Annotated in this window: 24 protein-coding genes and 1 pseudogene; 12 read left to right on the top strand and 13 right to left on the bottom strand. The window is 60.3% G+C overall.

Annotation, left to right across the window (positions count from 1 at the left end; translation table 11 throughout):
* Positions 1-16 precede the first annotated feature (16 nt).
* The 4 genes from AC3IUF_RS03210 to AC3IUF_RS03195 are packed head-to-tail and all read right to left on the bottom strand — an operon-like array spanning position 17 to position 2,307.
* The gene (locus AC3IUF_RS03210; RefSeq protein WP_414893243.1) at positions 17-574 is read right to left on the bottom strand and encodes a DUF4136 domain-containing protein; all 558 of its coding nucleotides are present in this window, start codon (positions 572-574) and stop codon (positions 17-19) included.
* Between the two features lie 54 nt (positions 575-628).
* Positions 629-1,243, bottom strand: coding sequence for a DUF4136 domain-containing protein (locus tag AC3IUF_RS03205; RefSeq protein ID WP_489280343.1), 615 nt, complete (start codon positions 1,241-1,243; stop codon positions 629-631).
* A 12-nt stretch (positions 1,244-1,255) separates the two neighbouring features.
* Positions 1,256-2,005: a methyltransferase gene (locus tag AC3IUF_RS03200; RefSeq protein WP_007914626.1), complete on the bottom strand. Its 750-nt coding sequence runs from the start codon at positions 2,003-2,005 to the stop codon at positions 1,256-1,258.
* Complete coding sequence (locus AC3IUF_RS03195; RefSeq protein ID WP_007914625.1) at positions 2,005-2,307, bottom strand: MazG-like family protein; 303 nt, start codon at positions 2,305-2,307, stop codon at positions 2,005-2,007. Before AC3IUF_RS03195 ends, AC3IUF_RS03200 begins: the two co-directional genes overlap by 1 nt.
* A gap of 245 nt (positions 2,308-2,552) precedes the next feature.
* Between AC3IUF_RS03195 and AC3IUF_RS03190 the strand changes: the two genes are divergently transcribed.
* Entirely contained in the window at positions 2,553-2,846 is a 294-nt protein-coding gene (locus tag AC3IUF_RS03190) for a hypothetical protein (protein WP_007914623.1), read from the top strand.
* Between the two features lie 70 nt (positions 2,847-2,916).
* Here AC3IUF_RS03190 and AC3IUF_RS03185 read toward each other — a convergent pair whose 3' ends face one another.
* Positions 2,917-3,375, bottom strand: coding sequence for an ecotin family protein (locus AC3IUF_RS03185; protein WP_123376937.1), 459 nt, complete (start codon positions 3,373-3,375; stop codon positions 2,917-2,919).
* 110 nt (positions 3,376-3,485) lie between these two features.
* The gene (locus tag AC3IUF_RS03180) at positions 3,486-3,929 is read right to left on the bottom strand and encodes an ecotin family protein (RefSeq protein ID WP_463544052.1); all 444 of its coding nucleotides are present in this window, start codon (positions 3,927-3,929) and stop codon (positions 3,486-3,488) included.
* A 211-nt stretch (positions 3,930-4,140) separates the two neighbouring features.
* Here AC3IUF_RS03180 and AC3IUF_RS03175 point away from each other — a divergent pair, with 211 nt between their 5' ends.
* Positions 4,141-5,490, top strand: a complete 1,350-nt coding sequence (locus AC3IUF_RS03175; protein ID WP_489280341.1) for an MATE family efflux transporter — start codon at positions 4,141-4,143, stop codon at positions 5,488-5,490.
* Here AC3IUF_RS03175 and AC3IUF_RS03170 read toward each other — a convergent pair.
* From AC3IUF_RS03170 to AC3IUF_RS03140, 7 genes are all read right to left on the bottom strand, one after another.
* Positions 5,484-6,359 (bottom strand): alpha/beta hydrolase, encoded by an 876-nt coding sequence (locus AC3IUF_RS03170; protein ID WP_414916636.1) that lies wholly within the window; start codon positions 6,357-6,359, stop codon positions 5,484-5,486. The two genes, AC3IUF_RS03175 and AC3IUF_RS03170, sit on opposite strands and share 7 nt — an antisense overlap.
* 17 nt (positions 6,360-6,376) lie before the next feature.
* On the bottom strand, positions 6,377-7,171 hold the full coding sequence (locus AC3IUF_RS03165; protein WP_007914618.1) for a DUF4123 domain-containing protein: 795 nt from the start codon (positions 7,169-7,171) through the stop codon (positions 6,377-6,379).
* A complete protein-coding gene (locus AC3IUF_RS03160; RefSeq protein ID WP_414893239.1) occupies positions 7,168-8,505 on the bottom strand; it encodes a type VI secretion system Vgr family protein in 1,338 nt (445 codons plus the stop codon). Before AC3IUF_RS03160 ends, AC3IUF_RS03165 begins: the two co-directional genes overlap by 4 nt.
* Positions 8,506-8,738: 233 nt before the next feature.
* Positions 8,739-10,652, bottom strand: a complete 1,914-nt coding sequence (gene speA, locus AC3IUF_RS03155) for an arginine decarboxylase (RefSeq protein WP_489280339.1) — start codon at positions 10,650-10,652, stop codon at positions 8,739-8,741.
* 219 nt (positions 10,653-10,871) lie between these two features.
* Positions 10,872-11,243: a translation initiation factor Sui1 gene (locus tag AC3IUF_RS03150; protein WP_007914613.1), complete on the bottom strand. Its 372-nt coding sequence runs from the start codon at positions 11,241-11,243 to the stop codon at positions 10,872-10,874.
* A gap of 188 nt (positions 11,244-11,431) precedes the next feature.
* On the bottom strand, positions 11,432-11,989 hold the full coding sequence (locus tag AC3IUF_RS03145) for an NUDIX hydrolase (protein WP_007914611.1): 558 nt from the start codon (positions 11,987-11,989) through the stop codon (positions 11,432-11,434).
* A gap of 2 nt (positions 11,990-11,991) precedes the next feature.
* A complete protein-coding gene (locus AC3IUF_RS03140; protein ID WP_007914608.1) occupies positions 11,992-13,059 on the bottom strand; it encodes a DUF2333 family protein in 1,068 nt (355 codons plus the stop codon).
* 425 nt (positions 13,060-13,484) lie between these two features.
* Between AC3IUF_RS03140 and gcbA the strand changes: the two genes are divergently transcribed.
* From gcbA to purH, 10 genes and pseudogenes are all read left to right on the top strand, one after another.
* Positions 13,485-15,155 carry a diguanylate cyclase GcbA gene (gene gcbA / locus AC3IUF_RS03135; protein ID WP_007914606.1) on the top strand — a complete coding sequence of 557 codons (1,671 nt, stop codon included), beginning with the start codon at positions 13,485-13,487 and terminating at the stop codon, positions 15,153-15,155.
* Between the two features lie 1,491 nt (positions 15,156-16,646).
* Positions 16,647-17,153, top strand: a pseudogene (locus AC3IUF_RS03130) (methyl-accepting chemotaxis protein); the annotation flags it as partial.
* Between the two features lie 253 nt (positions 17,154-17,406).
* Entirely contained in the window at positions 17,407-17,859 is a 453-nt protein-coding gene (aroQ, locus tag AC3IUF_RS03125) for a type II 3-dehydroquinate dehydratase (RefSeq protein WP_007914604.1), read from the top strand.
* A 48-nt stretch (positions 17,860-17,907) separates the two neighbouring features.
* Positions 17,908-18,369: an acetyl-CoA carboxylase biotin carboxyl carrier protein gene (gene accB, locus AC3IUF_RS03120; RefSeq protein ID WP_007914603.1), complete on the top strand. Its 462-nt coding sequence runs from the start codon at positions 17,908-17,910 to the stop codon at positions 18,367-18,369.
* Positions 18,370-18,386: 17 nt separating this feature from the next.
* Positions 18,387-19,745, top strand: a complete 1,359-nt coding sequence (gene accC, locus AC3IUF_RS03115) for an acetyl-CoA carboxylase biotin carboxylase subunit (protein ID WP_123376932.1) — start codon at positions 18,387-18,389, stop codon at positions 19,743-19,745.
* A gap of 237 nt (positions 19,746-19,982) precedes the next feature.
* Positions 19,983-20,861: a 50S ribosomal protein L11 methyltransferase gene (gene prmA, locus AC3IUF_RS03110; RefSeq protein WP_007914600.1), complete on the top strand. Its 879-nt coding sequence runs from the start codon at positions 19,983-19,985 to the stop codon at positions 20,859-20,861.
* A gap of 30 nt (positions 20,862-20,891) precedes the next feature.
* Positions 20,892-22,175 (top strand): DUF3426 domain-containing protein, encoded by a 1,284-nt coding sequence (locus AC3IUF_RS03105; protein WP_007914599.1) that lies wholly within the window; start codon positions 20,892-20,894, stop codon positions 22,173-22,175.
* A gap of 185 nt (positions 22,176-22,360) precedes the next feature.
* Positions 22,361-23,371 (top strand): tRNA dihydrouridine synthase DusB, encoded by a 1,011-nt coding sequence (gene dusB / locus AC3IUF_RS03100; protein ID WP_007914598.1) that lies wholly within the window; start codon positions 22,361-22,363, stop codon positions 23,369-23,371.
* A complete protein-coding gene (gene fis, locus AC3IUF_RS03095; protein WP_003221275.1) occupies positions 23,368-23,688 on the top strand; it encodes a DNA-binding transcriptional regulator Fis in 321 nt (106 codons plus the stop codon). Before dusB ends, fis begins: the two co-directional genes overlap by 4 nt.
* Positions 23,689-23,771: 83 nt before the next feature.
* Positions 23,772-25,379 (top strand): bifunctional phosphoribosylaminoimidazolecarboxamide formyltransferase/IMP cyclohydrolase, encoded by a 1,608-nt coding sequence (gene purH, locus AC3IUF_RS03090; protein ID WP_007914589.1) that lies wholly within the window; start codon positions 23,772-23,774, stop codon positions 25,377-25,379.
* Positions 25,380-25,507: the final 128 nt, after the last annotated feature.

Raw genomic sequence — 25,507 nt, 5'->3', positions numbered from 1 at the left:
CTTTTCCTGAACGGATTCAGCGCGGTGGATAGTTGACCAGAATCCGCCCGACCGTCTCGCGGATGGCATTGCTGCGATCCTGCGGATTAGGCTTGCTGGCGAGCATCTGCTCATCACTGCCGCGCCACACCAGTTTGCCGTCCTTGCCGTCGAGCAGGTCGATCTGGATGGTCGCGACCTTGTAGGTGATGTTGCGCGTTTCGTTGTACATCGGTGCGCCCCAGTAGCCGTTCCACGGGCCACCCCAACCGCCGCCGTAGTTGGTTGTTACTTGCTGCTGACGATCCTCGACGATCAAGTAGGTCTGCACACTCAAGTCACCCTTGGCGCCCGCAGCCGCCGGGCGCAAGCCACGCTGATCGAGTTGGTCGGCGACTGCCTGGCGGATGCGCTGTTCGGTCAGGTCGCTTTTGATTCGCGGATCATCGGGGCGATATTGCAGGGCGGGGTCTTTCCAGCTCCAGCTGCGATAGGCGGCAAAGTCGCGGCTGGCATCGAAGTCGTGGTTGACCTGGTTGGCCGCGCAGGCGGTGAGCAGCGCGGCCATGGCCAGTAGAACGAGACGGCGGAACATGGTTTTTCTCCGGTTGAAGACATGAACCTGCGGCAGCTTCTGATTGGCAGGAAGCTAACCGGGAGGATACGCCGACATGGCCTTTTCCACAGCCTCGCGGATCGAATCGGTGCGATCGATTTCGCTGCCCTTGTTCGCGGTTTCAGCACTGGCGCTCCACACCGGTTGCCCCGTGCCGGCATCGAACAGATCGACTTGCACCACCACAACCTGCTCCGAATACGTGCGTACGATCGGCACCGTGTTGTACATGCCATAACCGCGACCATATCGATCATAGCCGCCGTATCCGCCGCCGTAATAACCGTAGTCGTCCTGGACCTGACGCAAGCGGGTTTCCAAACGCAGATTGGCGCTTACCAACAAGTCGGCCGGGCGCTTGTCGTGCAGCGGGCGCAAACCGCGCTGATCGAGGGCATTGCTCACCGCCTCGGCCACTTGCGCCGAATCGGCCCACGCCGTACCCGGCGGCAATTGCCCATTGAGCCAGGCCCAACTGCGATAGCGTCCGTAGTCACGCGGCGGCGCCGGGTACGCGCTGCGGTCGAAGGTGGCGGCGGCCTGGGGCGGTGCAGGCGGCAAGGGCCGCGATTGCGTCACGTACGGGTTGCTGCTTTGGCAGGCAGCCAACCCCAGACAGATCAGCAATAACCCGGATTGAGCTTTCATGTCGCGCTCCGATCAGATCGGCCGGCAGATCCAGTGCAAGTAGCGCCCAAGCCCGGCGAAGCTTGGGTGACGGCGGTGAGCGAGTTCCATCTCGAGCAAATCCGCGAGTTCGGCGCGGGCCTGGAACTCCACCGGCATGTAGTCGTGGAAAACGCGAATCCCGCTCTGGGTTTCGACCTGCCACAGGCCGTCGAGTTGCGTTGCCAATTCCCGTGGGTCCAGCGGTTGTTGCGGGGTCAGGCTCTGCTTTTCCCCGGCCATGCTGTTCTTGCGCATTTTCTTGAAATGGCCTTTGAGCAGGTTGCGGTAGATCAGCGCATCACGGTTGTAGAACGCCAGCGACAACCAGCCACCAGACTTGGTCAACTGATGCAGCACCGGCAGGATCGCGTGGGGTTCGGCGAGCCATTCCAGCACGGCGTGGCAGATCACCAGATCGTACGGTTCAGTAAGTTGCCCGAGCAGTTCCTGCCATGGCGCCTGAATGAACGTCGCGGTTTGCCCGGCTTCAGCGAAACGCTGGCGCGCGCCTTCGAGCATCGGTGCGGCCGGCTCGGTGAAGGTCACATCGTGACCGCGTTCAGCCAGCCACAGCGACATGTGGCCAAGGCCGCCGCCAATGTCGAGCACCCGCAACGGACGACCCGGCAATGCCTCGATAAGATCGGCCTGCAACACCGCGAGGCGAATCGCGCCTTTGGCGCCGCCATAGATTTTTTCGGCGAACCGCGTCGCCAACTGATCGAAATGCCGGTCGCTCATCAGCTGAACCGCCGTTCGCTGTCGGCGAGCTTGGCGCGCACCACTTCATTCATGTCCAACCCCAATTCGCTGCACAGCAGCAACAGATACAGCACGATATCGCCGACTTCCTGCCCGGCGTGGGCGAGTTTGTCCGCCGGCAACTGGCGCGACTGGTCTTCCGTCAGCCACTGGAAGATTTCCACCAGTTCAGACATCTCGACACTGGCCGCCATGGCCAGATTTTTCGGGCTGTGAAATTGCCGCCAGTCATTGCGGTCGCGAATGGCGTGCAGGCGTTCGGTCAGTTCAACAAGGTTCATCGGGCTCTCCTGAAGGCGTATAGCTTCGGGGGGATACCCACCAAAGGCAAGCGGCGCAGGTGATCTGATGTGGGAGCGAGCCTGCTCGCGAATACGTTGTGTCATTCAACCCATCAGTTATCTGATCCACCGTATTCGCGAGCAGGCTCGCTCCCACACAGAATGGGTGCAAACCTTCTATCATGCAGGGAACTCGGCCACCTGCGTTGTGGCCCAAGGCTCAGCTCTTTCATCAGGATGCACACATGCAGGTAGAAAGCTTTTTCGAATGGCTCGGCCAGGCGCTCGGTTCGGTCATCCGCTTTATCGTCGACGGCCTCAGTGGCTTGTTCAACATTCTGAGCAATGCCGGCGGCAACTTTGTCGACGGGCTGGCCAAAACCCTGGGCATGGACACCTCGATCATCAGCATCATCGCGCTGATTGTCGGGTTGATGCTGTTGTGGTCGGCGATTCGGGCGTTCATGAATGCCTCGATCATTGCCGGGATCATCTGGTTGTTGCTGGGGTTGTGGTTATTGAGCTGGATTATTCATTGACCCTGTAAAAGCCCCCTCATATCAGGGGGCTGATCAAATACAGGATCAATCAATTCAAAGCTGGCAGCACTCAACTCCCGGATTCTTCGGGCCTGGCTTCTACGGTGTAATGAATATCGATGTCCTCATGTGCGTGAATAACAATTGGAGCGGTGCTGGAATAGGCAAGCAGGCTGTCCCTGAGTATCAGATCGTAAGTCTTGGCATCACGACCGCATTGCAGTCGCTGTGTAGTCAGTTCATAGGGTTTATCGATCTTGTAATAACCCTCCGGAATTGCCTCCAGATCACCGAAAAACAGATTGCCCCCCATTCCGCAGTCTGTCCAAAGATTGCATTCTCCAATAACGGTGATCCTGGCCTGAATCCGTACGACCAGCGTTTGCGCGTCGTCGCGCCTCGGCAGCCAGAAAACATGTTTCCGATCAGGGGCTTTTATCCGGATATTCTCCGGGCGTTCGGAATAGTCCCTGTCGCGCACAGTTTCCTGAGACACAGGTTCGTGGATGATGTTTCGCTCGTTTTCCATTTCGTTTCCTTACAGCCTGATCATTAGTAAACACAGGCCAATTCAATCCATTAATGTTCCGGACATGCGCCGCAGCGAAATACCCGGCGGTTTTTTTGTTCAACAACCGCTCAACCGCTAATCGCCGCGCGCTTTTTTTCAATCGCGTACGAAATATCAATATGCTCGTGCGCATGAATAACAATGGGTTGTCTGCTCGAATAATCGAACGTGTTATCCGTGAGCACTAACGACACCGTTTCTTCGTGGGTGACCGGGCATCCCTTTCTTGTCGACAGGGTAATCGGCAAATCAAGTCGAAAATATCCCAGCGACTCTTTGTGAAGTCTGCCTGGCAATGTAGTCGTCACGTTGCAATCAACGCTTCTTGTTATCTCAGCCTTGATGAGGACCTCAAAGGACGCTTCATCGCTGCGTTTTTTCAGCCAGATAATGTGCTTGCGATAGGGGGCGCTGACTATCGCGTTCTCTGCGCTTTCGAAAAAACCGGTGGAGCGAAGCGCCGTCACAACGGCGTTGACGATGCCAGAGATGATGCTTTCAGAGTGATCCATTGCGCCTTCCAGTAATTTGTTTGACTGCTTGAGGGCGATTGAACCCCGTGTGCAAATCTGGTGTGCGGTACATAGATATACGCGGCATGTTTTTGAGCTGGGCGCATAACCCGATGTGTCGTCGGGGAGCGCCATTGCCGCCCGACGCAGATTTCGGGTGCGGTAAATCCGCGGTGCATCGCTACAATGTCCGCTTCCCCAAGGAGCCTGCATGCCCACTCTGATCGCCGACTGGCGCGACCGCCCGACGCACCGCAAGGTCTGGGCACTCGCCGCGCCCATGATTCTGTCGAATATTTCCGTACCGCTGGTGGCGCTGGTCGACAGCACCGTCATCGGCCACCTGCCCCACGCCCATCAATTGGGCGCGGTGGCAGTCGGCGCCAGCCTCTACACTTTTCTCGCTTGGGCCATGGGTTTTCTGCGCATGGGCACCACCGGGTTTGCCGCACAGGCTGCCGGGCGCAGCGACGGTGCGGCATTACGGCAGATTCTGTTGCAGGGCCTGCTGCTGGCGATGGGACTGGCACTCGTGCTTGGCACGTTGGGTGTGCCGCTGAGCGGCGTCGCGCTGCACTTCATGCAACCGTCGTCGGAGCTGGATCAGCTCACTCGGGACTTTTTCCACACGCGGCTGTTCGGCTTGCCGGCGGCGCTGGCCAGTTATGCGCTGGTCGGCTGGTTCCTCGGCACGCAAAACGCCCGGGCGCCGCTGGCGATTCTGCTGAGCACCAACCTGATCAACATCGTTCTCAATTTGTGGTTCGTCATCGGCCTGGACTGGGGCGTGGTCGGTTCGGCGCGGGCCTCGGTGATCGCCGAGTGGAGCGGCGCCCTGCTCGGCCTGCTGCTGACACGCAAGGCATTGCGGGCGTATCCGGGGCACATTGTCTGGGCGGCGCTGAAGGTCTGGCAGAGCTGGCGCCCGTTGCTGGCGGTCAACCGCGACATCTTCATCCGCAGCCTGGCGCTGCAATCGGTGTTTTTCATGATCACCGTGCAAGGCGCGCGACTGGGTGATTCGACGGTGGCCGCCAACGCGCTGCTGCTCAATGGCTTGCTGTTGACGGCGCATGCGCTGGACGGTCTGGCCCATGCCGTCGAAGCTTTGTGCGGACACGCCATCGGCGCCCGTGATCGCCTGGCCCTGCGTCGATCGCTGGTGGTTGCCGGCGGCTGGTCACTGATCGCCAGCCTCGCCTTCGCCACGTTGTTTCTGCTGGCCGGGCACCTGTTCATTGAGATGCAGACCGACATCCAGAGCGTGCGCGACACGGCCTTCGTCTACCTGCCCTACCTCGCCGTGCTGCCGCTGATTGCAGTCTGGAGCTACTTGCTCGACGGCTTGTTCATCGGCGCCACCCGCGCGCGGGAAATGCGCAACGGCATGTTGATCACTGTGGTGCTGTTGATGCCGTTCGCCTGGGCGTTGCAAGGTCTGGGCAATCACGGGCTGTGGATATCTTTTCTGCTGTTCATGGTGTTGCGCAGCCTGACGCTCGGCGCACAAGCCTGGTGGCTCAAACGCAACGATGGCTGGTTCAGTGGCGGCGTTCACTGAGATGGAGTGTGGGCGATAAACCCGACCACCTGATCGAGCACCGGCGCCAGTTGCCGCAACGGTCGTGACAAGGTCGCAACCAACGTAATGTGATTGGGCCGCGAGTAATACAAGTCCTGCACAGGCACCCCTGCCTCGCGCAGTTTGCTCGCAAGCCCGCCGGTGTTGCGCGTCGGGTTGACCAGATCATCCTCGGTCGCGGCAATCAGCAGCGCAGGCGGTGCGCCGCGACTGACATGGTTGATCGGCTGCGATTGCGGCGGCGAGTCCGGCCAGAAGAACACCGGGCGCACCTCGGGATTCTTGATTGGCAGAAAGTCGTAAGGCCCGGCGAGACCGATCCAGCCGCGCAAATCCTTGGGCGACATGCCCACCGCCGCGAGCCACTCACCATCCAGCGCAAGCATCGCTGCGTTGTATCCGCCAGAGCTGTGGCCCATCACATACAAGCGCTGCGGGTTGCCGGCAAACTCGCGGATATGCGCTTTGGTCCACGCCACCGCCCGCGCGCCGTCCTGCAGAAACAGTGGATAGCGCACCTGTGGATACAAACGGTAATCCGCCACCACCGTGACTATCCCCCGGGACGCCAGCGCTTCACCGACAAAGCGGTAGTCAACGCGCGAGCCACTGTTCCAGCTGCCGCCATAGAAAAACACCACCACCGGCGCGCCCGCCATCGGCTGATGCGGCACATACACATCGAGCTTCTGCCGAGGGTCGTCGCCATACGCGATGCCCATGGTTTTGTCGTAGGTGCTGTCCGGCGTCAGCGCGTTGAGCAACTGCACGGGCGAGCAACCGCTCAGCGCCAGCAGCAACACACTGCCGATCACAGCGCCCACCCCTTGCCGGAATAACCGTGTCATACGCGCCGAACCTCGCCTCAGGACTGATCGCCGCGCCACTGGCGTCGTACATGGTCAAGCCGCTGCTGTTGGGTCAAACCCACCGGCGGTGGCACCAGCACGGCACGCGGATGCAGCAAGCGTAGCCATAACCAGCCATCGAGCACGGTGCGGTCGCTGAATCCCAGCGCCAGGCCTTGTTGAACATGGGAGGACATCGTCGCGTAATCGGTTCCCAACGATTGGCACCAGCGCCAGATGTGCTGTTCCAGCAAGCAGGTTTGCAAGCGTTCGCGCTGGCGCCGGGTCAGGCTTTCTTCGATGCTCAGCGGTTCGACGGCAAGCCCCGGATTGCGCAACTGCTGCCAGCCCTGGCTGCCAATCGCGCGGTCGGCCCAAGTGCCGCCGAACCAGCGCAACTGACGGATCGGCCCGAGCCAGCGGCTCAATTCGGAGGCGTCGCAAGCGTCGAAAAAATAGCTCGCGGTCTGCCGGTTGTAATAGCTGAGCAACGCCCGATGACTCAATCCGAACGACACTGTGAGCATGCGCTGCAAGTGCCTCAGCAACTGTTGCGCCGAGACCTCACTGCCCAGCAACAGCCCACGCCAGGTGTCCGGATCGCGGTGACACAACGCGGCCAATGCCGGGCAATCGCGCAACTCGATCAACACCGGGCCATGCTCGCTGACCGGTTCAAACTCGGTGCCATCGAACAGCTTGAAGCACCGCACATCGGCAAAGGCCTGGCGCAATACCAGCAAGGCCTGCGGTGCATCCGGGCCATCGAGCAACAGCCACTGCGCCATGGGCTCAAGCGCCGCGCCAGTCATGTTGTGCCGCTCTGTTCAAGGGCGGTGACCAGTCGACAACTGCACACCGGCTCTGCGCAGTGACTGAAACTGCCGCCGCCGGGGATCAGGCACAACAGCAGCAACGGCTCGCCGGACGCCAGCAGTTGCTGCAGGCCTTCACTCACCAAGCTGTCGGGCAGTGGCGGGGCATCGTCAGGCTCGGCGACGGCAAGTGGCGGTTGCAGTACACCGCTGATCATCGGCTGATCCGGATCGCCCTCGAAAAAGCTCACCACCACCTCGACGCCATCGCTCAGCGCCGCCATTGGCGTTTGCGCCACGGATGGCGCGAGCGGTAGCCAACAGTGACTCGGCGCGGCGCCTTCACCTTGATAGAGCCAATCGAATTGCACCGCCACCGGGCGCTGGCAATCAGGCTGCGGCTCGTCCACCGTCACCACCCACGCCCGTTGCAGGCTGTGCATGCGCGAGGGCGCAGTGGCTGATGCACACGGCACCTGCAACGCACCAAACAAGCGATTGGCATAAGGACGTTCGAGGGAGGGATCGGCGCGATGTTCAATGCGTGTGAGCAACCATGGGCGATTGCATTCGGCGAAAGGATGACCGGCCAATCGCAGCCAATGACCGCTGCGCAACGCCGCCAGCTCACTTTGTCCTTCGGCCTGTTGCTGGCCCGATGAGCTGGCCTGCACGGTCTCTTGCAACTGCCATTGGTGCAAGGTGCGAGAAGCGTTATGCCCATTGTCCTCGCGCTGATACCGCGCGGCACCGGCCAAGGGCAACTGCGCCGGATCATCGGCAAAAACCAGACAATGCCGGTCACGGTCGTGTTCAAAGTAATAGTGAATCCGCGCCTGCGCGCACAAGCGCTGGAGCAGTTGCAGATCGGACTCGCGGTATTGGGTGCAGAACGTCCGGGGCGCGTACTCCCCGCGTAACTCGAAGCGGCGCTGGGCACCGACGATGCCGTGCTCTCTGAGCACCTGTTCGATGATCTGCGGCACCGAACGGCCACTGAAGATTCGTTGGCTGAAGCGCAGCGCGAGGCAACCCAGTTTCGGCCCCAGACGGATCCGGCTCAACCGCAAACCCTGTCCATGATCATGCTCATGCTGGACAAGGCTCTGCAATTGCCCGTGCACACCCTCCCCCGACGGCCCGAAACAGAGGAACGCCGAACGGTAAAGCAGACCGGCGAGATCCAGGTGCGGATCGTCGATCAACACATCGATCTCGAACGCAAAGGATTCGCTGAGGGCTTCGCTACCGGTAAAGGCCAGGACTTCGAAGGGGTCGGACAGGCCCGCTACATCGAGACGAAACGACGACTCGTTGACTGGTTCGAACATGGGCGGATCTCTACAGGAGGGGCGGTCGGGGATTCTCGCCGAGAGCCATGGCCGAGTAGAGAGCTGAAGTACAACTTAGGAAATGACCTACGTGAAAAGCAGACCGGATGACTTTGCTGGCCGGGGATGCCAAGCATTTCGCGAAGATTTTGGGAGATATCCCACCGGGTCATGCGAATTTTCCACCACTTTCGGAAAAAATTCGGACAACCCGGCGAGATCGCCACCTGGCGTCAGGAGGACAGGTAGGAGGAACGGGTCAGGCCCAGACGCAAGGCATCGAGAAATTGCGTACGCTCGCTGGCACTGATGCGGGCACTGGCGCACTTGTCGCGGTAGTGAGTCATCAGTTCTTCCGGCGACAAGTGCACGTAACGCAGCATGTCTTCGATGGTGTCGTGGGTCTCGATGCCAGCGTGGTACACGCCGCCATCGGCGTTCTGGTAGATGTTCACCGAGTCGGTGTCGCCGAACAGGTTGTGCATGTCGCCAAGGATTTCCTGATAGGCGCCGACCAGGAATACGCCCAGCAGGTAGTCTTCGCCTTCATTCAAACCGTGTACTGGCAGGCTGGTTTCGATGCTCTGCTCGTCGACGTACTGGTTGATCTTACCGTCGGAATCGCAGGTCAGATCCTGCAACACCGCGCGGCGCAGCGGCTCTTCGTCGAGACGGTGCAGCGGGATGATCGGCAGGACCTGATCGATCGCCCAGGTGTCCGGCAGGCTCTGGAATACCGAGAAGTTGCAGATGTACTTGTCGGCCAGCTTGTCGTTGAGTTCGTCGAGCACCTGACGGTGCGAACGCTGACGCGCTTTCAGCGAGTTGTGCAGGCGACGGCAGACAGCGAAGTAGCATTGCTCGGCCAGGGCTTTTTCAGCCAGGGTCAGTTTGCCGTCGGCGTACTGCGCAGCCACATCGCTCATGTAGTGCGTGGCACGCCAGTAGGTTTCGGTGACCATTTCGATGTCGGTCGGGCCGAGCAGATCAACCAGCCACTGCACGGTTTCCGGCAGCGCTTCCTTGTTTTCGATCTGCGGGATTTCGTCGTTGTGCTTCTCGACGTCGGTGACCTGCACGACCAGCATCGCGTGGTGCGCGGTCAGCGAGCGGCCGCTCTCGGAGAAGATGTGCGGGTGCGGCAACGCCTGCGCGTCGCAGAACTCCTTGAGCATGCCGACCACGACACCGGCGTAATCGTCCATGTCGTAGTTGATCGAGCTGGCGTTGCGCGAGTGCGTGCCGTCGTAGTCGACACCGAGACCACCACCGACGTCGATGTGATCAACCGGCAGACCGAGGTTGCGCAGCTCGCCGTAGTAACGGATCGCTTCCTTGAAGCCGTGCTGGTAGTCGGCCAGGTTGGCGATCTGCGAACCCATGTGGAAGTGCAGCAGACGGATGCCCTGATCGAGACCGGCCGCGCGGAAACGCTCGACCACCGACAGCAGTTGCGCCGCCGACAGACCGAACTTGGATTTTTCGCCACCAGTGTCCGCCCACTTCGACGACGCCAGCGACGACAGACGCACGCGCAGGCCGACCTGTGGCTTGACCTTCAGCGAGGCAGCTTCTTCGATCACCAGACCGACTTCGGATTCTTTCTCGATGACGATGAACACGTTGTGACCGAGCTTCTGACCCATCAGCGCCAGACGGATGAACTCACGATCCTTGTAACCGTTGCAGACGATGGTGCCGCCCTTCGGCGCCAGCGCCAGCACGGCCAGCAGCTCAGGCTTGGAGCCGGCTTCCAGGCCGATGGACACGTCCTGGGTGGCAATGATGTTCTCGATCACCGCTTCTTGCTGGTTAACCTTGATCGGGTACAGCGCGGTGTACTTGCTCTGGTATTCCAGACGCTCGATGTTGGCATCGAAGGCGCCGGTCAACTGGCGGACACGGTCTTGCAGGATGTCGGGAAAACGGACCAGCAACGGCAAAGACAAACCGCTCTTGCGCAGTTGGTCGACTTGCTCGAACAGGTCGATAGGCGAGCTGCTCGGGCCGTTCGGACGAACTTCGACGCGACCGGCGTCATTGATCGCGAAATACCCGGCCCCCCAATGGCGAATCCCGTAAACACTGCGGCTGTCCGCAACTGTCCATTGGCTGCCATCGTCTTTGCGTGTGCGTCGTACGGACATCGAAGTCCCCTATAAAGAAGTCATAGTGCGTCGCCTGATCGCAGGCCGGCGCAGTCTAAAGAATGAAAATGACGGTTCGTCAGTGCGGCGGTAGACCTCACTGACTGCGTGGAGTTTAGAAACCGGTCATGAACAGGCTCTGTGAAAACCATGGAGACGACGCCGGATCTGAAGTGTTTCAGCGCCGGATCAAGCCGCAGATGGATTTCACAGAGGCTGCTAGCCGCCGGACTTCTTCGCTTTGAAACCGTGCTTGATCAGCTCAGCCAAGAGTAGCTCGACATGATCGCCCTGGATTTCGATGATGCCGTCTTTCAACGCCCCGCCAGTGCCGCAACGTTTCTTCAACGTTGTCGCCAACTCTTTGAGCGCGTCTTCGGCCAGTGGCACGCCGGTGATGGTGGTCACCGTCTTGCCGCCACGGCCCTTGCTCTCGCGACGCACGCGGGCAATGCCGTCACCGGCCGGGATCACGGTTTGTTTGCAGATACAGGCGTCTACCGGCTTACTGCATTCCGGGCAATGACGACCTGCGTCGGTGGAAAATACCAGGCCACCAAGGGCGGCGAAGGATGCGGCTTTTTTGGCCACCGGCAATCCTCTTGGGAGGACAAAGACTGATCGCGACCTTGGGCAAGGTCATCGACCGCGAAGCCCCACTCAGGCAGGGGCAGCGCTACTGCACCGGATGCTTCAATAAAAGCAGGACGGTGCAGCTTGAAAAGGTCGCGCAGTGTAACGGCAAAAATCCCGATTGCTAAGTGCCAATCGGCGCCAATTTATGTGTTCTTTGCGACGTCGCTTTGCTGCGCCTTCAGATAGCGCTTCAAAGCGGCCAGAGAGTCCGGGCAATAAGGCTTCTGCTCGATTTCCCGCATGACCTGATCGACTGGAATAAAGCGCGCTTCCAGCACTTCTTCAGGTTGCAGGTTCAACGGGCCGTCCCACACCGCAGAAAACGCCGAACACCACAGACGATTGCCAGTGTCTTCGAAGTAGAAATGGTCATGGGCCGTCAACTCTACGCCGCTGACACCCAATTCTTCTTCCAGCTCACGGGCCGCCGACTCGGCGTAGGTCTCGTCCGCCTGCACCATGCCGCCCGCCGCGACATCCCAGTAGCCGGGATAAATCGCCTTGCTCAAGGTGCGCCGGTGCACGCAAAGCTCTCCGGCGGAATTGAACAACATGATGTAGGTGCCTCGACCAATCAGCCCACGCTCGCGCAGATCGGCACGGACGAGCGCGCCGAGCAGGTTGTCCTGCTCGTCGACCCAGGCGATCTGTTCGGCATCCGAGGCGGCGCGATGGGCCGCCTCTTTGGCGTTCTGACTCATAATCAGCCCTGATTGAGCAGTTGACGCAAATCGATCACAGCGGCGTTGGCACGGGAAATATAGTTGGCCATGACCAGCGAGTGGTTGGCGAGGACGCCGAAGCCGCTTCCGTTAAGAATCATAGGACTCCAGACCGGTTCCTGCGAGGCTTCCAGTTCACGGATGATCTGACGCACGCTGACCGTGGCATTCTTCTTCGCCAGCACATCGGCGAAGTCGACCTCGATGGCGCGCAGCAGGTGCGACAGCGCCCAGGCCTGACCACGCGCTTCGTAGAACACGTTGTCGATCTGCATCCACGGAGTCTCGACGACTTCTTCGTCAACCTGTGGTACTTCGCCGATCGCCGGCACTTCGGTTTTCAGCGCGGTATTGAGCTTGACCCGGCCAACGCTGGCCGACAGGCGTTGCGACAGCGAACCGAGACGGGTGCCGACATCGCCCAGCCAGTTGTTCAGGTTGTCGGCGCGGGCATAGAACAGCGCGTTTTTCTGGGTTGGATCAGACAGGCGAGCCTGATAGCGGCTCAGCGAGTTGATGCCTTCCTGATATTCCGACTCACTCGACGGCAGGATCCAGCTTTTGTTGTCGAAGTTGAAACGCGGCTCGGCCTTGGCCAGATCGGCATCTTCCGCCGACTGCGATTGCGAACGGGCAAAGTCTTTACGCAGAGCCCGGGTCAGGTCACGCACCTGCACCAGAACGCCGTATTCCCAGCTTGGCGTGTTGTCCATCCACAGGCCTGGCGGGAAGCGGTCGTTGGAAATGTAGCCGCCCGGTTTGTTGAGCAAGGTGCCGGCAACAGTCTTCAAGGTTTCGACGGTGGTGTAGCCGATCACCATCTGCTTGCCTTCTTTCTCGGCAGCCACTTGCGCATTTTGTGCGACCGGAAACAGCGCCGGCTCCTGGCTCCAGTACCAGCCCAGGCCAATGGTCACCAGCAGATAGAGGCCGATCAGCGTGGCCAAAGCTCGGCTGAACAGCACCCCACCGACATAGCTGCGGGCGGCCGACTTGGGCTCGGCGGCACGTTCAGGCGCGCTGCCCGCGCGGTTTTTCCAGTCCAGCATGGCGATATCCTTTCAATCACTTGGGTTCAACGGTTCGACCACAACCATACAACAACGTGCCAAGGCCGGGCACCCGCGCGTAAAGATAAGCCGCAATTCGTATGGCCGAATGACGCTTCGACGATGACTAAGGGAATCCCCGATGCCCACGCTTCAGCCCATTGGCTTGAAAACCATCGCAAAGGTCACTCAGCGCTCGGGTAAAAGCACGACAGCGTGGTCATCCTGATCACCCTGTTTAGTCAGGGAGTGCCCGGTCTACGGGGACTTGTCAGACGCCAAGGTCAAAAACAAAACCGTCCGGTCAGAAACTGAATGGTGACGCATTGCAGATTATTGACGTACGACACTCGTGTAAGGGAAAAGAGGTGCTAGCATAGAGCCACCAGTCGATCTCAGCATGCAGCCTAACTAGTAGTCAGGATATGACCGAGCCAGAAGACCCCAGCCGTGAGCGTCTCAAGCACCACTTTGCCCAGCGGGTAATTCATCAGGCACGTCAGATTCTTGAGATATGGCAGCGCCTGCAACGCAGTGAGTGGTCCACTGTCGACCTCGCCGAACTGAGCGAGGCCAACCTGCGCCTGCTGCGTTTTGCCGAGCGCTTCGAACAGCCCGAACACACTCAACTGGCGCGGCACATCAGCCAGTCGCTGGAAGCGGTGGACGCCAACCGCGGACGCCTCAGCAGCGGCCTGATCACCGACCTCAATCGCTTGATGCAGCGCTTGTCGCGTACCGGCCTGCGCCATGGCGACCAACTCGACCAGACTTTTTTGCCGCCCCTGCGCAAACCGATCTACGTAATGCTGCAGGACTACGACCGCGCCGAGCGGCTGGCCAAGCAACTGGAATTTTTCGGCCTGAGCGCGCAGGCGCTGGACAGTGTTTCAGCCTTTCGCTCCTCAATGGTCGAGCGTCTGCCAGCAGCGATCGTCATGGACGTGGATTTCAGCGGCGCCGGCATCGGCCTGAAGCTCGCCGCCGAAGCCCAGGTTGGCCTGGAAGAACCGCTGCCGCTGCTGTTCTTCAGCCTGCACGAAACCGACACACCGACGCGTCTCGCCGCCGTGCGTGCCGGTGGCCAGGAATTCCTCACCGGCACTCTCGAAGCGTCGAGCCTGCTGGAAAAGATCGAAGTCCTCACCTGCGTCGCCCAATACGAACCTTATAAAGTGTTGATCATCGACGACTCGCGCGCGCAGGCCCTGCACACCGAACGCCTGCTCAACAGCGCCGGCATCGTCACGCGCACCTTGATCGAACCGATTCAGGCGATGGCCGAACTGGCGGATTTCCAGCCGGACCTGATCATCCTCGACATGTACATGCCGGCCTGCACCGGCACCGAACTGGCCAAAGTCATTCGCCACAATGATCGCTACGTCAGCGTGCCGATCATTTATCTGTCGGCCGAAGACGATCTGGACAAGCAGCTCGACGCCATGAGCGAAGGCGGCGATGACTTCCTGACCAAACCGATCAAGCCGCGCCACCTGATCACTACCGTGCGCAACCGCGCCGCCCGCGCGCGCAATCTGAAAGCACGGATGGTCCGCGACAGCCTTACCGGCCTGTACAACCACACGCATATTCTGCAACTGCTCGAGGATTGCTCATTCCGCGCCCGCCGCGAGAACAAGCCGCTGAGCTTTGCCATGCTCGACATCGACCACTTCAAACGGGTCAACGACAGTCACGGCCATCCGATGGGCGACCGTGTGATCAAGAGCCTCGCGCTGTTTCTCAAGCAGCGTTTGCGCAAAACCGATTTCATTGGCCGATACGGCGGCGAAGAATTCGCCATCGTCATGCCCGACACTGATATAGAAGCCGCGCACAAAGTGCTCGACGAAATCCGCCAGCGCTTCGCCGAAATCCATTATCCGGCGCAGCCGCAGGATTTGTGGTGCACCTTCAGTGCCGGCGTGGTGGAAATGCACGATGACTGCGACAGCCTGATGATGGCCAGTCAGGCCGACGAAGCGCTGTACCGGGCCAAGGGGGCCGGGCGCAACCGGGTACAGACCGCGCGCGACTCAAAGCAAAGTGCCACTTTTTCATCAGATTCCACTGATTCGGTCATAACCCTGTAACAGAACCGCAATAAATTCAGGCGCTTACCATTTCTGCCGTTGGTAGCCGTCATGCGCCTGAAGTTGCTCACCAATCTCAATACGCTGCTGCTGGTCGCCGTGTGCCTGGCACTCGGCGCTACGCTGTGGTGGTCGCAAAAAGCCCTCGAACGCCCGTATCTGTTGATGGAGCGTTATCTTGGGCTGTCGCAACAATTTCAGAACGAGGTGGCACGCAACGTTGAGGACTACCTCGGCAGCGGTGATGCCCTGCGCCTGAGCAGCGCCAGCCAGGCCATCGATAGCCTGCGCAAAGAACTCGATGAGTTGCCGCCGGCGCTGGCTGAAACGCTGCGCCCGAGCCTGTCGGGCCTGGATGAGTTCAGCAAAACCGACTTGCTCGCGGCCGGCAAACTGGCGGGTGATCCGCAGGCGTTGCTATTGCAGGCCGAGCGCGAATTGAGCGCCAGCCTCGATCAGTTCAGCACCTACGCCAACGGTAATCCGGCTTATCTGGCGCCGTTGCTCATCGCCTCTCAGCACTTGGGCAAACTGTCACTGGCGCGGGGCAAACTGGTCAGCAGCGGGCGCAGCGAACTGGCGGCCGATGTTGAGCGCGAAGTCACCAGTATTCGCTCGCAGGCTCAAGCGCTTGATGCCCTGCCGCTGCTCGGCGTCGTCGCCAACAATGAATCGGGCAGCGACGACTTCGCGGCGATGATGGGCATCGAGAACAGTGAAAAAACCGTCGCCGAAGATGTCGGGGTCGGCCTCAAGCGTGAACTCAACAGTTTGTTGGCCCGCTACCCGGCGGAGCTTGCGCGCACTCGCGACCAGATCCAGAAACGCGCCGACCTCAGCGCCGCCACTCACCAGAAAATCGCCGCCGTACAGCAAGCCATCGCCGGACTAGAGCCGGTGGTACGCGCCCAGCACGGCCAGATCCAGGGCGAAGTGCGCTTGATGCAAGGCGTGATGATCGGCCTGATTCTGCTGATCGCGTTGCTGATCGATACCTTGCAGCGCCGGCTCTCGCGCACCCTGACCAATCTGGCGCCGGCGCTGTCGACCTGGGCCGAAGGCGATTTCAGCCGCGATATTCAGTTGGGCAAGACCAACCGCGAACTGCACGACATCGAAGCCTCGCTAAACCGCTTACGTGCCTATCTGGTGGATCTGGTCGGGACGATTCGTGGCAACGCCGAACAAGTCGCGGGCAGCAGCCGCACCCTCGCCGAACTGAGCAACGACTTGCACAGCGGGGCAGAACATCAGGCCGGCGATACCGCGCTGATCCGCGATTCCCTCGGCGAACTTGAAGCGACAATCCAGCAAGTTGCCGGTGATGCACAACAGGCAGCAGAGGCCAGCCGTCACGCCGGACTGGCCGTTGTGCATGGCCAGACCGTGATCGGCCAGAGCCTGACCGGCCTGCACGCGCTGGTCGGTGAAGTTCAGGGCAACGCGCAGATGATCGAGCATTTGGCCGAAGAGTCGGCAACCATTGGCGGCGTGTTGACGGTGATCCGCTCGATTGCCGACCAGACCAACCTGCTGGCGCTGAACGCGGCGATTGAAGCGGCGCGCGCCGGGGAAATGGGCCGTGGTTTTGCCGTGGTGGCCGAGGAAGTGCGCTCGCTGGCACAACGCACCGCCGGTGCTACAGCGGAAATTCAGACGCTGATCGCCGGCCTGCAAACAGCGGCGCGGCAATCGGTCGAAGGCATGCGCGCACAGGTCGAACACGCCGAAGCCACAGCCAACCAGGCGCAAGCAGCGGATGGCGCGCTGGATAAAATCGTCGGCGCGATCCAGACCATCTCCGAGACGGCGATCCGCATTGCCGATGTCACTGCGCAACAGAGCGGCGCTGTCAGCGAGATTCGCGATCACAGTGAGCGGATTCATCAGTTGGGTGGGGATAACTTGCTGCGGATCGGCCAAGGTCGCGAACAGGGCGAGAACTTGCTGGTTCTTGGCGGGCAACTGCATACAGCCGTTCAGGCCTTTCGTGTCTGATAGACCGCTATCGCGAGCAGGCTCACTCCTACAAGGGATCGCATTCCAACTGTAGGAGTGAGCCTGCTCGCGATAGCGTCATTTGTATCACCGCCTATCTTGCAGAAATGACCGGATCAAATCACTTGGTCACATATTTCGCGCAAACATCGGCCATCGTGCTGGCTATTGCATAGAACTGGACAGTCACAAAGTCTTTGCGGCATAGTCGCCGGGTTCTGACGATTGCTCACTCATAACAAGGACTACGCAGATGGCAACCCTCCTGGTGCTGCACGGCCCCAACCTGAACCTGCTCGGCACCCGCGAACCCGGCACTTACGGTTCAACGACCTTGGCGCAGATCAATCAGGATCTGGAGCGCCGCGCCCGTGAAGCCGGCCATCATCTGCTGTATCTGCAAAGCAATGCCGAGTACGAATTGATCGACCGCATCCACGCTGCGCGCGGCGAAGGTGTCGATTTCATTCTGATCAATCCGGCGGCTTTTACGCATACAAGTGTCGCATTACGTGACGCGTTGCTGGGAGTGAGCATCCCATTCATCGAAGTGCATTTGTCCAACGTGCACAAACGCGAACCTTTCCGCCATCACTCTTACTTCTCCGATGTAGCGGTGGGAGTGATCTGCGGCCTTGGCGCCAGCGGTTACCGACTGGCCCTGGAGGCTGCACTAGAACAGCTTGAAACACAGGCAACGACTTGAACTACAAGCGTTAAGCGCCCCTGACCGACCCTTGGGAGTTGATGATTCATGGATATCCGTAAAGTTAAGAAACTGATCGAATTGCTGGAAGAGTCCGGCATCGACGAGCTCGAGATCAAGGAAGGCGAAGAGTCCGTACGCATCAGCCGTCACAGCAAGACCCCGGCTCAGCAGTACTACGCGCCGGCGCCGATGCAAGCGCCGGCTGCCGCACCTGTTGCTGCTGCTCCGGTGGCTGCTGCAGCCCCGGCTGCCGCTGCTGCTCCAGCGCTGAACGGCACCGTTGCCCGTTCGCCGATGGTCGGCACGTTCTACCGTAAATCTTCGCCAACCTCGCCGTCCTTCGTTGAAGTCGGCCAGACCGTGAAGAAAGGCGACACTCTGTGCATCGTCGAAGCCATGAAGATGATGAACCACATCGAAGCTGAAACCAGCGGTGTGATCGAGTCCATCCTCGTCGAAGACGGCCAGCCGGTTGAGTACGACCAACCGCTGTTCACCATCGTTTGAACTGCGGAGAGCCTTTGATGACTGCGAAGTTGGAAAAAGTTCTGATCGCTAACCGCGGTGAGATCGCCCTGCGGATTCTGCGTGCCTGCAAAGAGATGGGCATCAAGACCGTCGCCGTTTACTCCAAGGCCGACAAAGAGCTGATGCACCTGGGTCTGGCAGACGAATCCGTCTGCATCGGCCCGGCTTCTGCCGCGCACTCTTACCTGCACATCCCGGCCATCATCGCTGCCGCTGAAGTGACTGGCGCTACCGCCATTCACCCAGGCTACGGTTTCCTCGCGGAAAACGCCGATTTTGCCGAGCAGGTCGAGAACTCCGGCTTCGCTTTCATCGGCCCGAAAGCCGAAACCATCCGCCTGATGGGCGACAAGGTTTCGGCCAAGCACGCGATGATCGAAGCTGGCGTGCCAACCGTTCCAGGCTCCGACGGCCCACTGCCGGAAGACGAAGAAACGGCGCTGCGCATCGGTCGTGAAGTCGGCTACCCGGTGATCATCAAAGCCGCTGGCGGCGGTGGTGGTCGCGGCATGCGTGTGGTGCACAAGGAAGAAGACCTGATCGCCTTCGCCAAACTGACCCGCACCGAAGCTGGCGCGGCGTTCGGCAACCCGATGGTGTATCTGGAAAAATTCCTCACCAACCCGCGTCACGTCGAAGTGCAAGTGCTGTCCGACGGCCAGGGTCACGCGATCCATCTGGGCGACCGCGATTGCTCGCTGCAACGTCGTCACCAGAAAGTTCTCGAAGAAGCGCCGGCACCGGGCATCGACGAGAAGGCGCGCGAAGAAGTATTGGCTCGCTGCGTCAAGGCGTGCATCGACATCGGCTACCGTGGCGCCGGTACTTTCGAGTTCCTCTACGAGAACGGTCGTTTCTACTTCATCGAAATGAACACCCGTGTTCAGGTGGAGCACCCGGTTTCGGAAATGGTCACCGGTATCGACATCGTCAAGGAGATGCTCAGCATCGCCGCTGGCAACAAGCTGTCGTTCACGCAGGAAGATGTGGTGATCCGCGGTCACTCGCTGGAATGCCGGATCAACGCTGAAGACCCGAAAACCTTCATGCCGAGCCCGGGCACGGTCAAGCATTTCCACGCCCCAGGCGGCAACGGCGTTCGCGTCGATTCGCACCTGTACAGTGGCTATGCGGTTCCGCCGAACTACGACTCGCTGATCGGCAAGCTGATCACTTACGGTGCCACCCGCGACGAAGCCATGGCCCGCATGCGCAATGCCCTGGACGAAATCGTGGTTGACGGGATCAAGACCAACATCCCGCTGCACCGTGATCTGGTTCGTGACGAAGGCTTCTGCAAGGGTGGTGTGAACATTCACTACCTCGAGCACAAGCTGGCTGGCGAGAAGCACTAAGCTTCAGCCCGCACCTGACAAAGCCGCCTTCGGGCGGCTTTGTTGTTTCTGCTGCAAAGTCAAAAGATCGCAGCCTGCGGCAGCTCCTGCCTTGGAATGCGAACTCCTGTAGGAGCTGCCGCAGGTTGCGATCTTTTGATCTTCAACCATGTTCGTGTTCTGCCGCGCGCTCGCGTAAACTTGCGCGCTTCTCGCCGGCCGCTAGGCTGCAATCAATATTTTTCAAAGGTGCCCGCCATGCCTTGGCTGCAAGTACGTCTCGCCATCAGCCCGGAACAAGCCGAAACCTACGAAGACGCTTTCCTTGAAGTGGGCGCCGTGTCGGTGACCTTCATGGACGCCGAAGACCAGCCGATCTTCGAGCCGGAACTCAATACCACTCCGCTTTGGGCGCACACGCACCTGCTGGCGCTGTTCGAAGGCGGTACCGAACCGGCACCGGTTCTGGCCCATCTGGAACTGCTGACCGGCAGCCCGCTGCCCGAGCATCACAGCGAAGTCATCGAAGATCAGGACTGGGAACGCAGCTGGATGGACGGTTTTGAGCCGATGCGTTTCGGCCAGCGCCTGTGGATCGTGCCGAGCTGGCACGCTGCGCCGGAACCTGATGCGGTCAACCTGCTGCTCGATCCAGGCCTGGCCTTCGGCACCGGCACGCACCCGACCACCGCGCTCTGCCTGGAATGGCTCGACGGTCAGGACCTGAAAGACTGCAACGTGCTCGACTTCGGTTGCGGCTCGGGGATTCTGGCGATCGCCGCCCTGCTGCTCGGCGCCAAGGAAGCGGTCGGCACTGACATCGACGTGCAGGCGCTGGAAGCTTCGCGCGACAACGCCGGGCGCAATAACATTGCCGATGAGCTGTTCCCGCTGTACTTGCCGGAAGATCTGCCGCAAGTTCAAGCCGATGTGCTGGTCGCCAACATTCTTGCCGGCCCGCTGGTTTCGCTGGCGCCGCAACTGTCCGGGCTGGTCAAGTCCGGTGGACGCCTGGCGCTGTCGGGCATCCTCGCTGAGCAGGGTGACGAAGTGGCTGCAGCTTACGCGCAGGACTTTGATCTCGACCCGATCGCCAATCGCGATGGCTGGGTGCGCATCACTGGCCGTCGGCGCTAATATGTCCGCCTGCATAATCCGGATCGCCGCATGACCGACAGTTTCGTCACCCAGTGCCCGCATTGCCAAACCAGTTTCCGTGTCAGCCATGCTCAATTGAGCGTGGCCCGCGGGGTGGTTCGCTGCGGCTCCTGCCTGCAAGTGTTCAACGCCGCCAAACAGCTGCTGGAACAACACGCCGGCAAGGACGCGGTGACGCCGGTTGCACCACCGCTCGCCGAGCTGCCTGTCGAGGCGTCGCCGAGCATTGCCGCGCCGCCTGTTGTCGAGCCCCCCGCCATTGAACCTGCGGCACCGCGTGCCATCAGCCAGAAACAATGGAGCGCCTCGGCGCTTGATCTCGACAGCCTCGATCTGGACGAAGAACTGGCCCGTCTCGAACAACGGGAAATCCAGCCCGCCACCGAACTCGGCCGCCCGCGCGAAGAGTCCCTGAGCGCCCGACGCGACAGCCCCGAGCCCGATGATGCCGCGTGGCCTGGCAGCCTGTTCAGCGAACCCGCCGATGAGCGGATCCCTGAGCCGGACGACGAGCCGCAAGCCGACGACATTGAACCGCTCACCTCCGAGCGCACCGAGCCTTCGCTGTCGCTGGAACCGGTGGATGTGGATGACGAGCCGGCGATTCCGCATCTGCGCTTGCATGATCCGATCGACCCGAATGCCCGCCGCGAACGCTTGTCGGCCAGCGACGAGGTCGATGACGACGATTTGCCATCGATCGAACCGCTGCGCAAAAAGCGCGAGCGCGCAGAACCCGGCGTACGCGCCGAAGTCCTGCAAGACCTGACTGACGACCCACTGCAACTGGACTGGCAGAAACGCCGCTCACCGTGGGGACGCCGCTTGCTTTGGCTGTTGTTGGTCCTGCTGGCGGCAGGTGGACTGGCTGCCCAGTACATTTCCTATCATTTCGATGAACTGGCTCGACAGGATCAATACCGCCCGTGGTTTCAGCAAATCTGCCCGCAGATCGGCTGCACGGTGCCGTCGAAGGTCGACATCGCCCGGATCAAGAGCAGCAACCTGGTGGTGCGCAGTCACCCGGAGTTCAACGGTGCACTGGTGGTCGACGCGATCATTTATAACCGCGCGACGTTCTCTCAGCCCTTTCCATTACTGGAACTGCGCTTCGCCGACCTCAACGGTCACCTGATCGCCAGTCGTCGTTTCAAACCCGGCGAGTACCTTAGAGGAGATCTCGAAGGTCTGGCCGAAATGCCGCCGCAGACGCCGATCCATATTGCGCTGGATATTCTCGATCCCGGCCCCAAAGCGGTGAATTACAGCCTGAGTTTCCACTCACCCGAGTGAATCCCTGCATGGCTTTCGAATTGACGGCGGTTTTCTGACTTTGCCAGCCACGACCAAACCGGCGGCGATAACAGAATAACTGTTCAGATTTTGTTCAATTCAGCCTTTATCCAGTCATCGAGAGCGGGTATCATGCCAACCCTTTTTCGAACTCTCATGATCCGGCCCCACCTCAGGGAAGTCCTATGTCGGCGGTACGCATCGGCCCATACACATTGCAGAACGGCTTGATTCTCGCCCCGATGGCGGGCGTCACCGATCAGCCCTTTCGTCAGCTGTGCAAGCGTTTGGGCGCAGGGCTTGTAGTCTCGGAAATGGTCACCAGTGACATGAGCCTGTGGAACACCCGCAAGTCGCGCATGCGCATGATCCACGAGGGCGATCCCGAGCCACGCTCGGTACAGATCGCCGGTGGTGATGCACAGATGCTGGCGGACGCAGCGCGGGCCAACGTCGAACTGGGCGCACAGATTATTGATATCAACATGGGTTGCCCGGCAAAGAAGGTCTGCAACAAGGCCGCCGGTTCCGCGTTGTTGAAAGATGAAGCACTGGTGACCGAGATCCTGCAGGCCGTTGTGGCTGCGGTTGATGTGCCGGTCACCCTGAAGATCCGCACCGGCTGGGATCGCGACAACAAGAACGGCCTGACCGTGGCGAAGATCGCCGAGCAGGCCGGGATCACCGCGCTGGCAGTGCACGGCCGCACTCGCGCCGATCTGTACAAGGGTGAAGCCGAGTACGACACGATTGCCGCGATCAAGCAGGCCGTGTCGATCCCGGTGTTCGCCAATGGCGATATCGATTCGCCGGAGAAGGCCCGTTACGTGCTTGACGCGACCGGTGCCGATGGCCTGTTGGTAGGCCGCGCCGCCCAAGGGCGGCCATGGATTTTTCGCGAGATCGAACACTTCCTGCGTACCGGCGAGAAATTGCCGGCGCCGGAGCTGATCGAAGTGGAACACATACTGCTGGAGCATCTGGCCGCACTTCACGCTTTCTATGGGGACGTGATGGGCGTGCGCATTGCGCGCAAGCATGTGGGCTGGTATCTCGCAACCTTGCCGGGCGCCAGGGAGTTTCGCGCCCACTTCAATCGTTTGGATGGTACGGAAACACAATGCGCCAATGTTCGGGAGTTCTTCGCCGAGCATTACAAGAGCCTGACAGGGGACGAAGAAGGGGTGGCCGCATGACGATGATGACCGAGACTTTAGTGAGTGGAACAGCACCCGTGAGCGACAACGTGAATTTGAAACAGCACCTCAATACCCCGAGCGAAGAAGGCCAGACCCTTCGCGGGAGTGTCGAGAAGGCGCTGCACAATTATTTCGCCCACCTTGAGGGCGCGTCCGTCACGGATGTGTACAACCTGGTGCTCTCCGAAGTCGAGGCTCCCCTGCTCGAAAGCGTGATGAACTACGTCAAGGGCAACCAGACCAAGGCCAGTGAGCTGCTGGGACTTAACCGCGGCACGCTGCGCAAGAAACTCAAGCAGTACGATCTGCTGTAAGCATTCAATCAAACCAGAAAGGCGCCCGCGTAAAAAACGGTCGCCTTTTTTGCTGACTTCCTTTGCTTTTGATGGAAATTGAGATGACCGACCAGACTACCCGCCTGCCGATCCGCCGCGCCTTGATCAGCGTTTCCGACAAGACCGGGATCCTCGAATTCGCCAAGGAGCTTGAAGCCCTGGGCGTCGAGATCCTCTCCACCGGCGGGACGTTCAAGCTGCTGCGCGACAACGGTGTTGCCGCAGTGGAAGTCGCGGATTACACCGGTTTCGCCGAGATGATGGACGGTCGGGTGAAAACCCTGCACCCGAAAATCCACGGCGGCATCCTCGGTCGTCGCGGTATCGACGATGCAATCATGAGCGAGCACGGCATCAAGCCGATCGATCTGGTTGCCGTTAACCTCTATCCGTTCGAAGCCACCATCAACAAGCCAGGCTGCGACCTGCCGACCGCCATCGAGAACATCGACATCGGCGGCCCGACCATGGTCCGTTCGGCAGCGAAAAACCATAAAGACGTAGCAATCGTGGTAAATGCCAGCGATTACGCCAGCGTGCTCGAAGGCCTCAAGGCCGGTGGCCTGACCTACGCTCAGCGTTTCGACCTGATGCTCAAGGCCTTCGAACACACCGCCGCCTACGACGGCATGATCGCCAACTACATGGGCACCGTGAACCAGGCCGCTGAAACCCTGAGCACTGAAGGCCGCAGCGAATTCCCGCGCACCTTCAACAGCCAGTTCATCAAGGCCCAGGAAATGCGCTACGGCGAGAACCCGCACCAGAGCGCGGCGTTCTACGTGGAAGCCAAGCCTGCCGAAGTCGGCATCGCCACCGCGACCCAACTGCAAGGCAAAGAGCTGTCGTACAACAACGTGGCCGACACCGACGCCGCGCTGGAATGCGTGAAGAGCTTCGTCAAGCCAGCCTGCGTGATCGTCAAGCACGCCAACCCATGCGGCGTGGCAGTCAGCCCGGACGCTGAGGGCGGTATCCGTCAGGCCTACGAACTGGCTTACGCGACTGACACCGAATCTGCGTTCGGCGGCATCATTGCCTTCAACCGTGAACTGGATGCCGAGACCGCCAAAGCGATCGTCGAGCGTCAGTTCGTGGAAGTGATCATCGCCCCTAGCGTCAGCGAAGAAGCCCGCGCCATTGTTGCGGCGAAAGCCAACGTACGTCTGCTGGCCTGCGGCGAGTGGTCGGCTGACCGCGCTGCAGCGTGGGACTACAAGCGCGTCAACGGCGGCCTGCTGGTACAGAGCCGCGACATCGGCATGATCAGCGCCGATGACCTGAAAGTCGTGACCAAACGTGCGCCGACCGAACAGGAGATCCACGACCTGATCTTCGCCTGGAAAGTCGCCAAGTACGTTAAGTCCAACGCCATCGTCTACGCCAAGAACCGTCAGACCATCGGTGTCGGCGCAGGCCAGATGAGCCGCGTAAACTCGGCACGTATCGCCGCAATCAAGGCTGAGCACGCCGGTCTGCAAGTGGCCGGTTCGGTGATGGCATCGGACGCGTTCTTCCCGTTCCGTGACGGTCTGGACAACGCGGCCAAGGTCGGTATCACTGCGGTGATCCAGCCGGGTGGCTCGATGCGCGATGCTGAAGTGATTGCTGCTGCCGATGAGGCTGGCATCGCGATGGTGTTCACCGGCATGCGCCACTTCCGTCACTGATTATTGCTTGATCGTACCCACGCTCTGCGTGGGCACGCAGCCCGGGACGCTCCGCGTCCCTCGGACGCAGAGCGTCCGTAGAGGCATTCCCACGCAGAGCGTGGGAACGATCAGCCCCCACAGAATTA

The organism is Pseudomonas sp. KH_040 (assembly GCF_057839305.1).
The sequence above is the reverse complement of the archived record's forward strand: the minus strand, read 5'-3'. Positions and strand labels throughout refer to the sequence as shown.

Excerpts from the sequence above, each read along its gene's own strand:
- AC3IUF_RS03205 (WP_489280343.1), bottom strand. The coding sequence starts at position 1,243 with ATGAAAGCTCAATCCGGGTTATTGCTGATCTGTCTGGGGTTGGCTGCC.
- accB (WP_007914603.1), top strand. The coding sequence starts at position 17,908 with ATGGATATCCGTAAAGTTAAGAAACTGATCGAATTGCTGGAAGAGTCC.
- AC3IUF_RS03145 (WP_007914611.1), bottom strand. The coding sequence starts at position 11,989 with ATGAGTCAGAACGCCAAAGAGGCGGCCCATCGCGCCGCCTCGGATGCC.
- speA (WP_489280339.1), bottom strand. The coding sequence starts at position 10,652 with ATGTCCGTACGACGCACACGCAAAGACGATGGCAGCCAATGGACAGTT.
- AC3IUF_RS03165 (WP_007914618.1), bottom strand. The coding sequence starts at position 7,171 with ATGACTGGCGCGGCGCTTGAGCCCATGGCGCAGTGGCTGTTGCTCGAT.
- aroQ (WP_007914604.1), top strand. The coding sequence starts at position 17,407 with ATGGCAACCCTCCTGGTGCTGCACGGCCCCAACCTGAACCTGCTCGGC.
- AC3IUF_RS03185 (WP_123376937.1), bottom strand. The coding sequence starts at position 3,375 with ATGGAAAACGAGCGAAACATCATCCACGAACCTGTGTCTCAGGAAACT.
- AC3IUF_RS03190 (WP_007914623.1), top strand. The coding sequence starts at position 2,553 with ATGCAGGTAGAAAGCTTTTTCGAATGGCTCGGCCAGGCGCTCGGTTCG.
- purH (WP_007914589.1), top strand. The coding sequence starts at position 23,772 with ATGACCGACCAGACTACCCGCCTGCCGATCCGCCGCGCCTTGATCAGC.
- AC3IUF_RS03180 (WP_463544052.1), bottom strand. The coding sequence starts at position 3,929 with ATGGATCACTCTGAAAGCATCATCTCTGGCATCGTCAACGCCGTTGTG.
- AC3IUF_RS03140 (WP_007914608.1), bottom strand. The coding sequence starts at position 13,059 with ATGCTGGACTGGAAAAACCGCGCGGGCAGCGCGCCTGAACGTGCCGCC.
- AC3IUF_RS03170 (WP_414916636.1), bottom strand. The coding sequence starts at position 6,359 with ATGACACGGTTATTCCGGCAAGGGGTGGGCGCTGTGATCGGCAGTGTG.
- fis (WP_003221275.1), top strand. The coding sequence starts at position 23,368 with ATGACGATGATGACCGAGACTTTAGTGAGTGGAACAGCACCCGTGAGC.
- dusB (WP_007914598.1), top strand. The coding sequence starts at position 22,361 with ATGTCGGCGGTACGCATCGGCCCATACACATTGCAGAACGGCTTGATT.
- accC (WP_123376932.1), top strand. The coding sequence starts at position 18,387 with ATGACTGCGAAGTTGGAAAAAGTTCTGATCGCTAACCGCGGTGAGATC.
- prmA (WP_007914600.1), top strand. The coding sequence starts at position 19,983 with ATGCCTTGGCTGCAAGTACGTCTCGCCATCAGCCCGGAACAAGCCGAA.
- AC3IUF_RS03105 (WP_007914599.1), top strand. The coding sequence starts at position 20,892 with ATGACCGACAGTTTCGTCACCCAGTGCCCGCATTGCCAAACCAGTTTC.
- gcbA (WP_007914606.1), top strand. The coding sequence starts at position 13,485 with ATGACCGAGCCAGAAGACCCCAGCCGTGAGCGTCTCAAGCACCACTTT.
- AC3IUF_RS03210 (WP_414893243.1), bottom strand. The coding sequence starts at position 574 with ATGTTCCGCCGTCTCGTTCTACTGGCCATGGCCGCGCTGCTCACCGCC.
- AC3IUF_RS03200 (WP_007914626.1), bottom strand. The coding sequence starts at position 2,005 with ATGAGCGACCGGCATTTCGATCAGTTGGCGACGCGGTTCGCCGAAAAA.
- AC3IUF_RS03195 (WP_007914625.1), bottom strand. The coding sequence starts at position 2,307 with ATGAACCTTGTTGAACTGACCGAACGCCTGCACGCCATTCGCGACCGC.
- AC3IUF_RS03175 (WP_489280341.1), top strand. The coding sequence starts at position 4,141 with ATGCCCACTCTGATCGCCGACTGGCGCGACCGCCCGACGCACCGCAAG.
- AC3IUF_RS03160 (WP_414893239.1), bottom strand. The coding sequence starts at position 8,505 with ATGTTCGAACCAGTCAACGAGTCGTCGTTTCGTCTCGATGTAGCGGGC.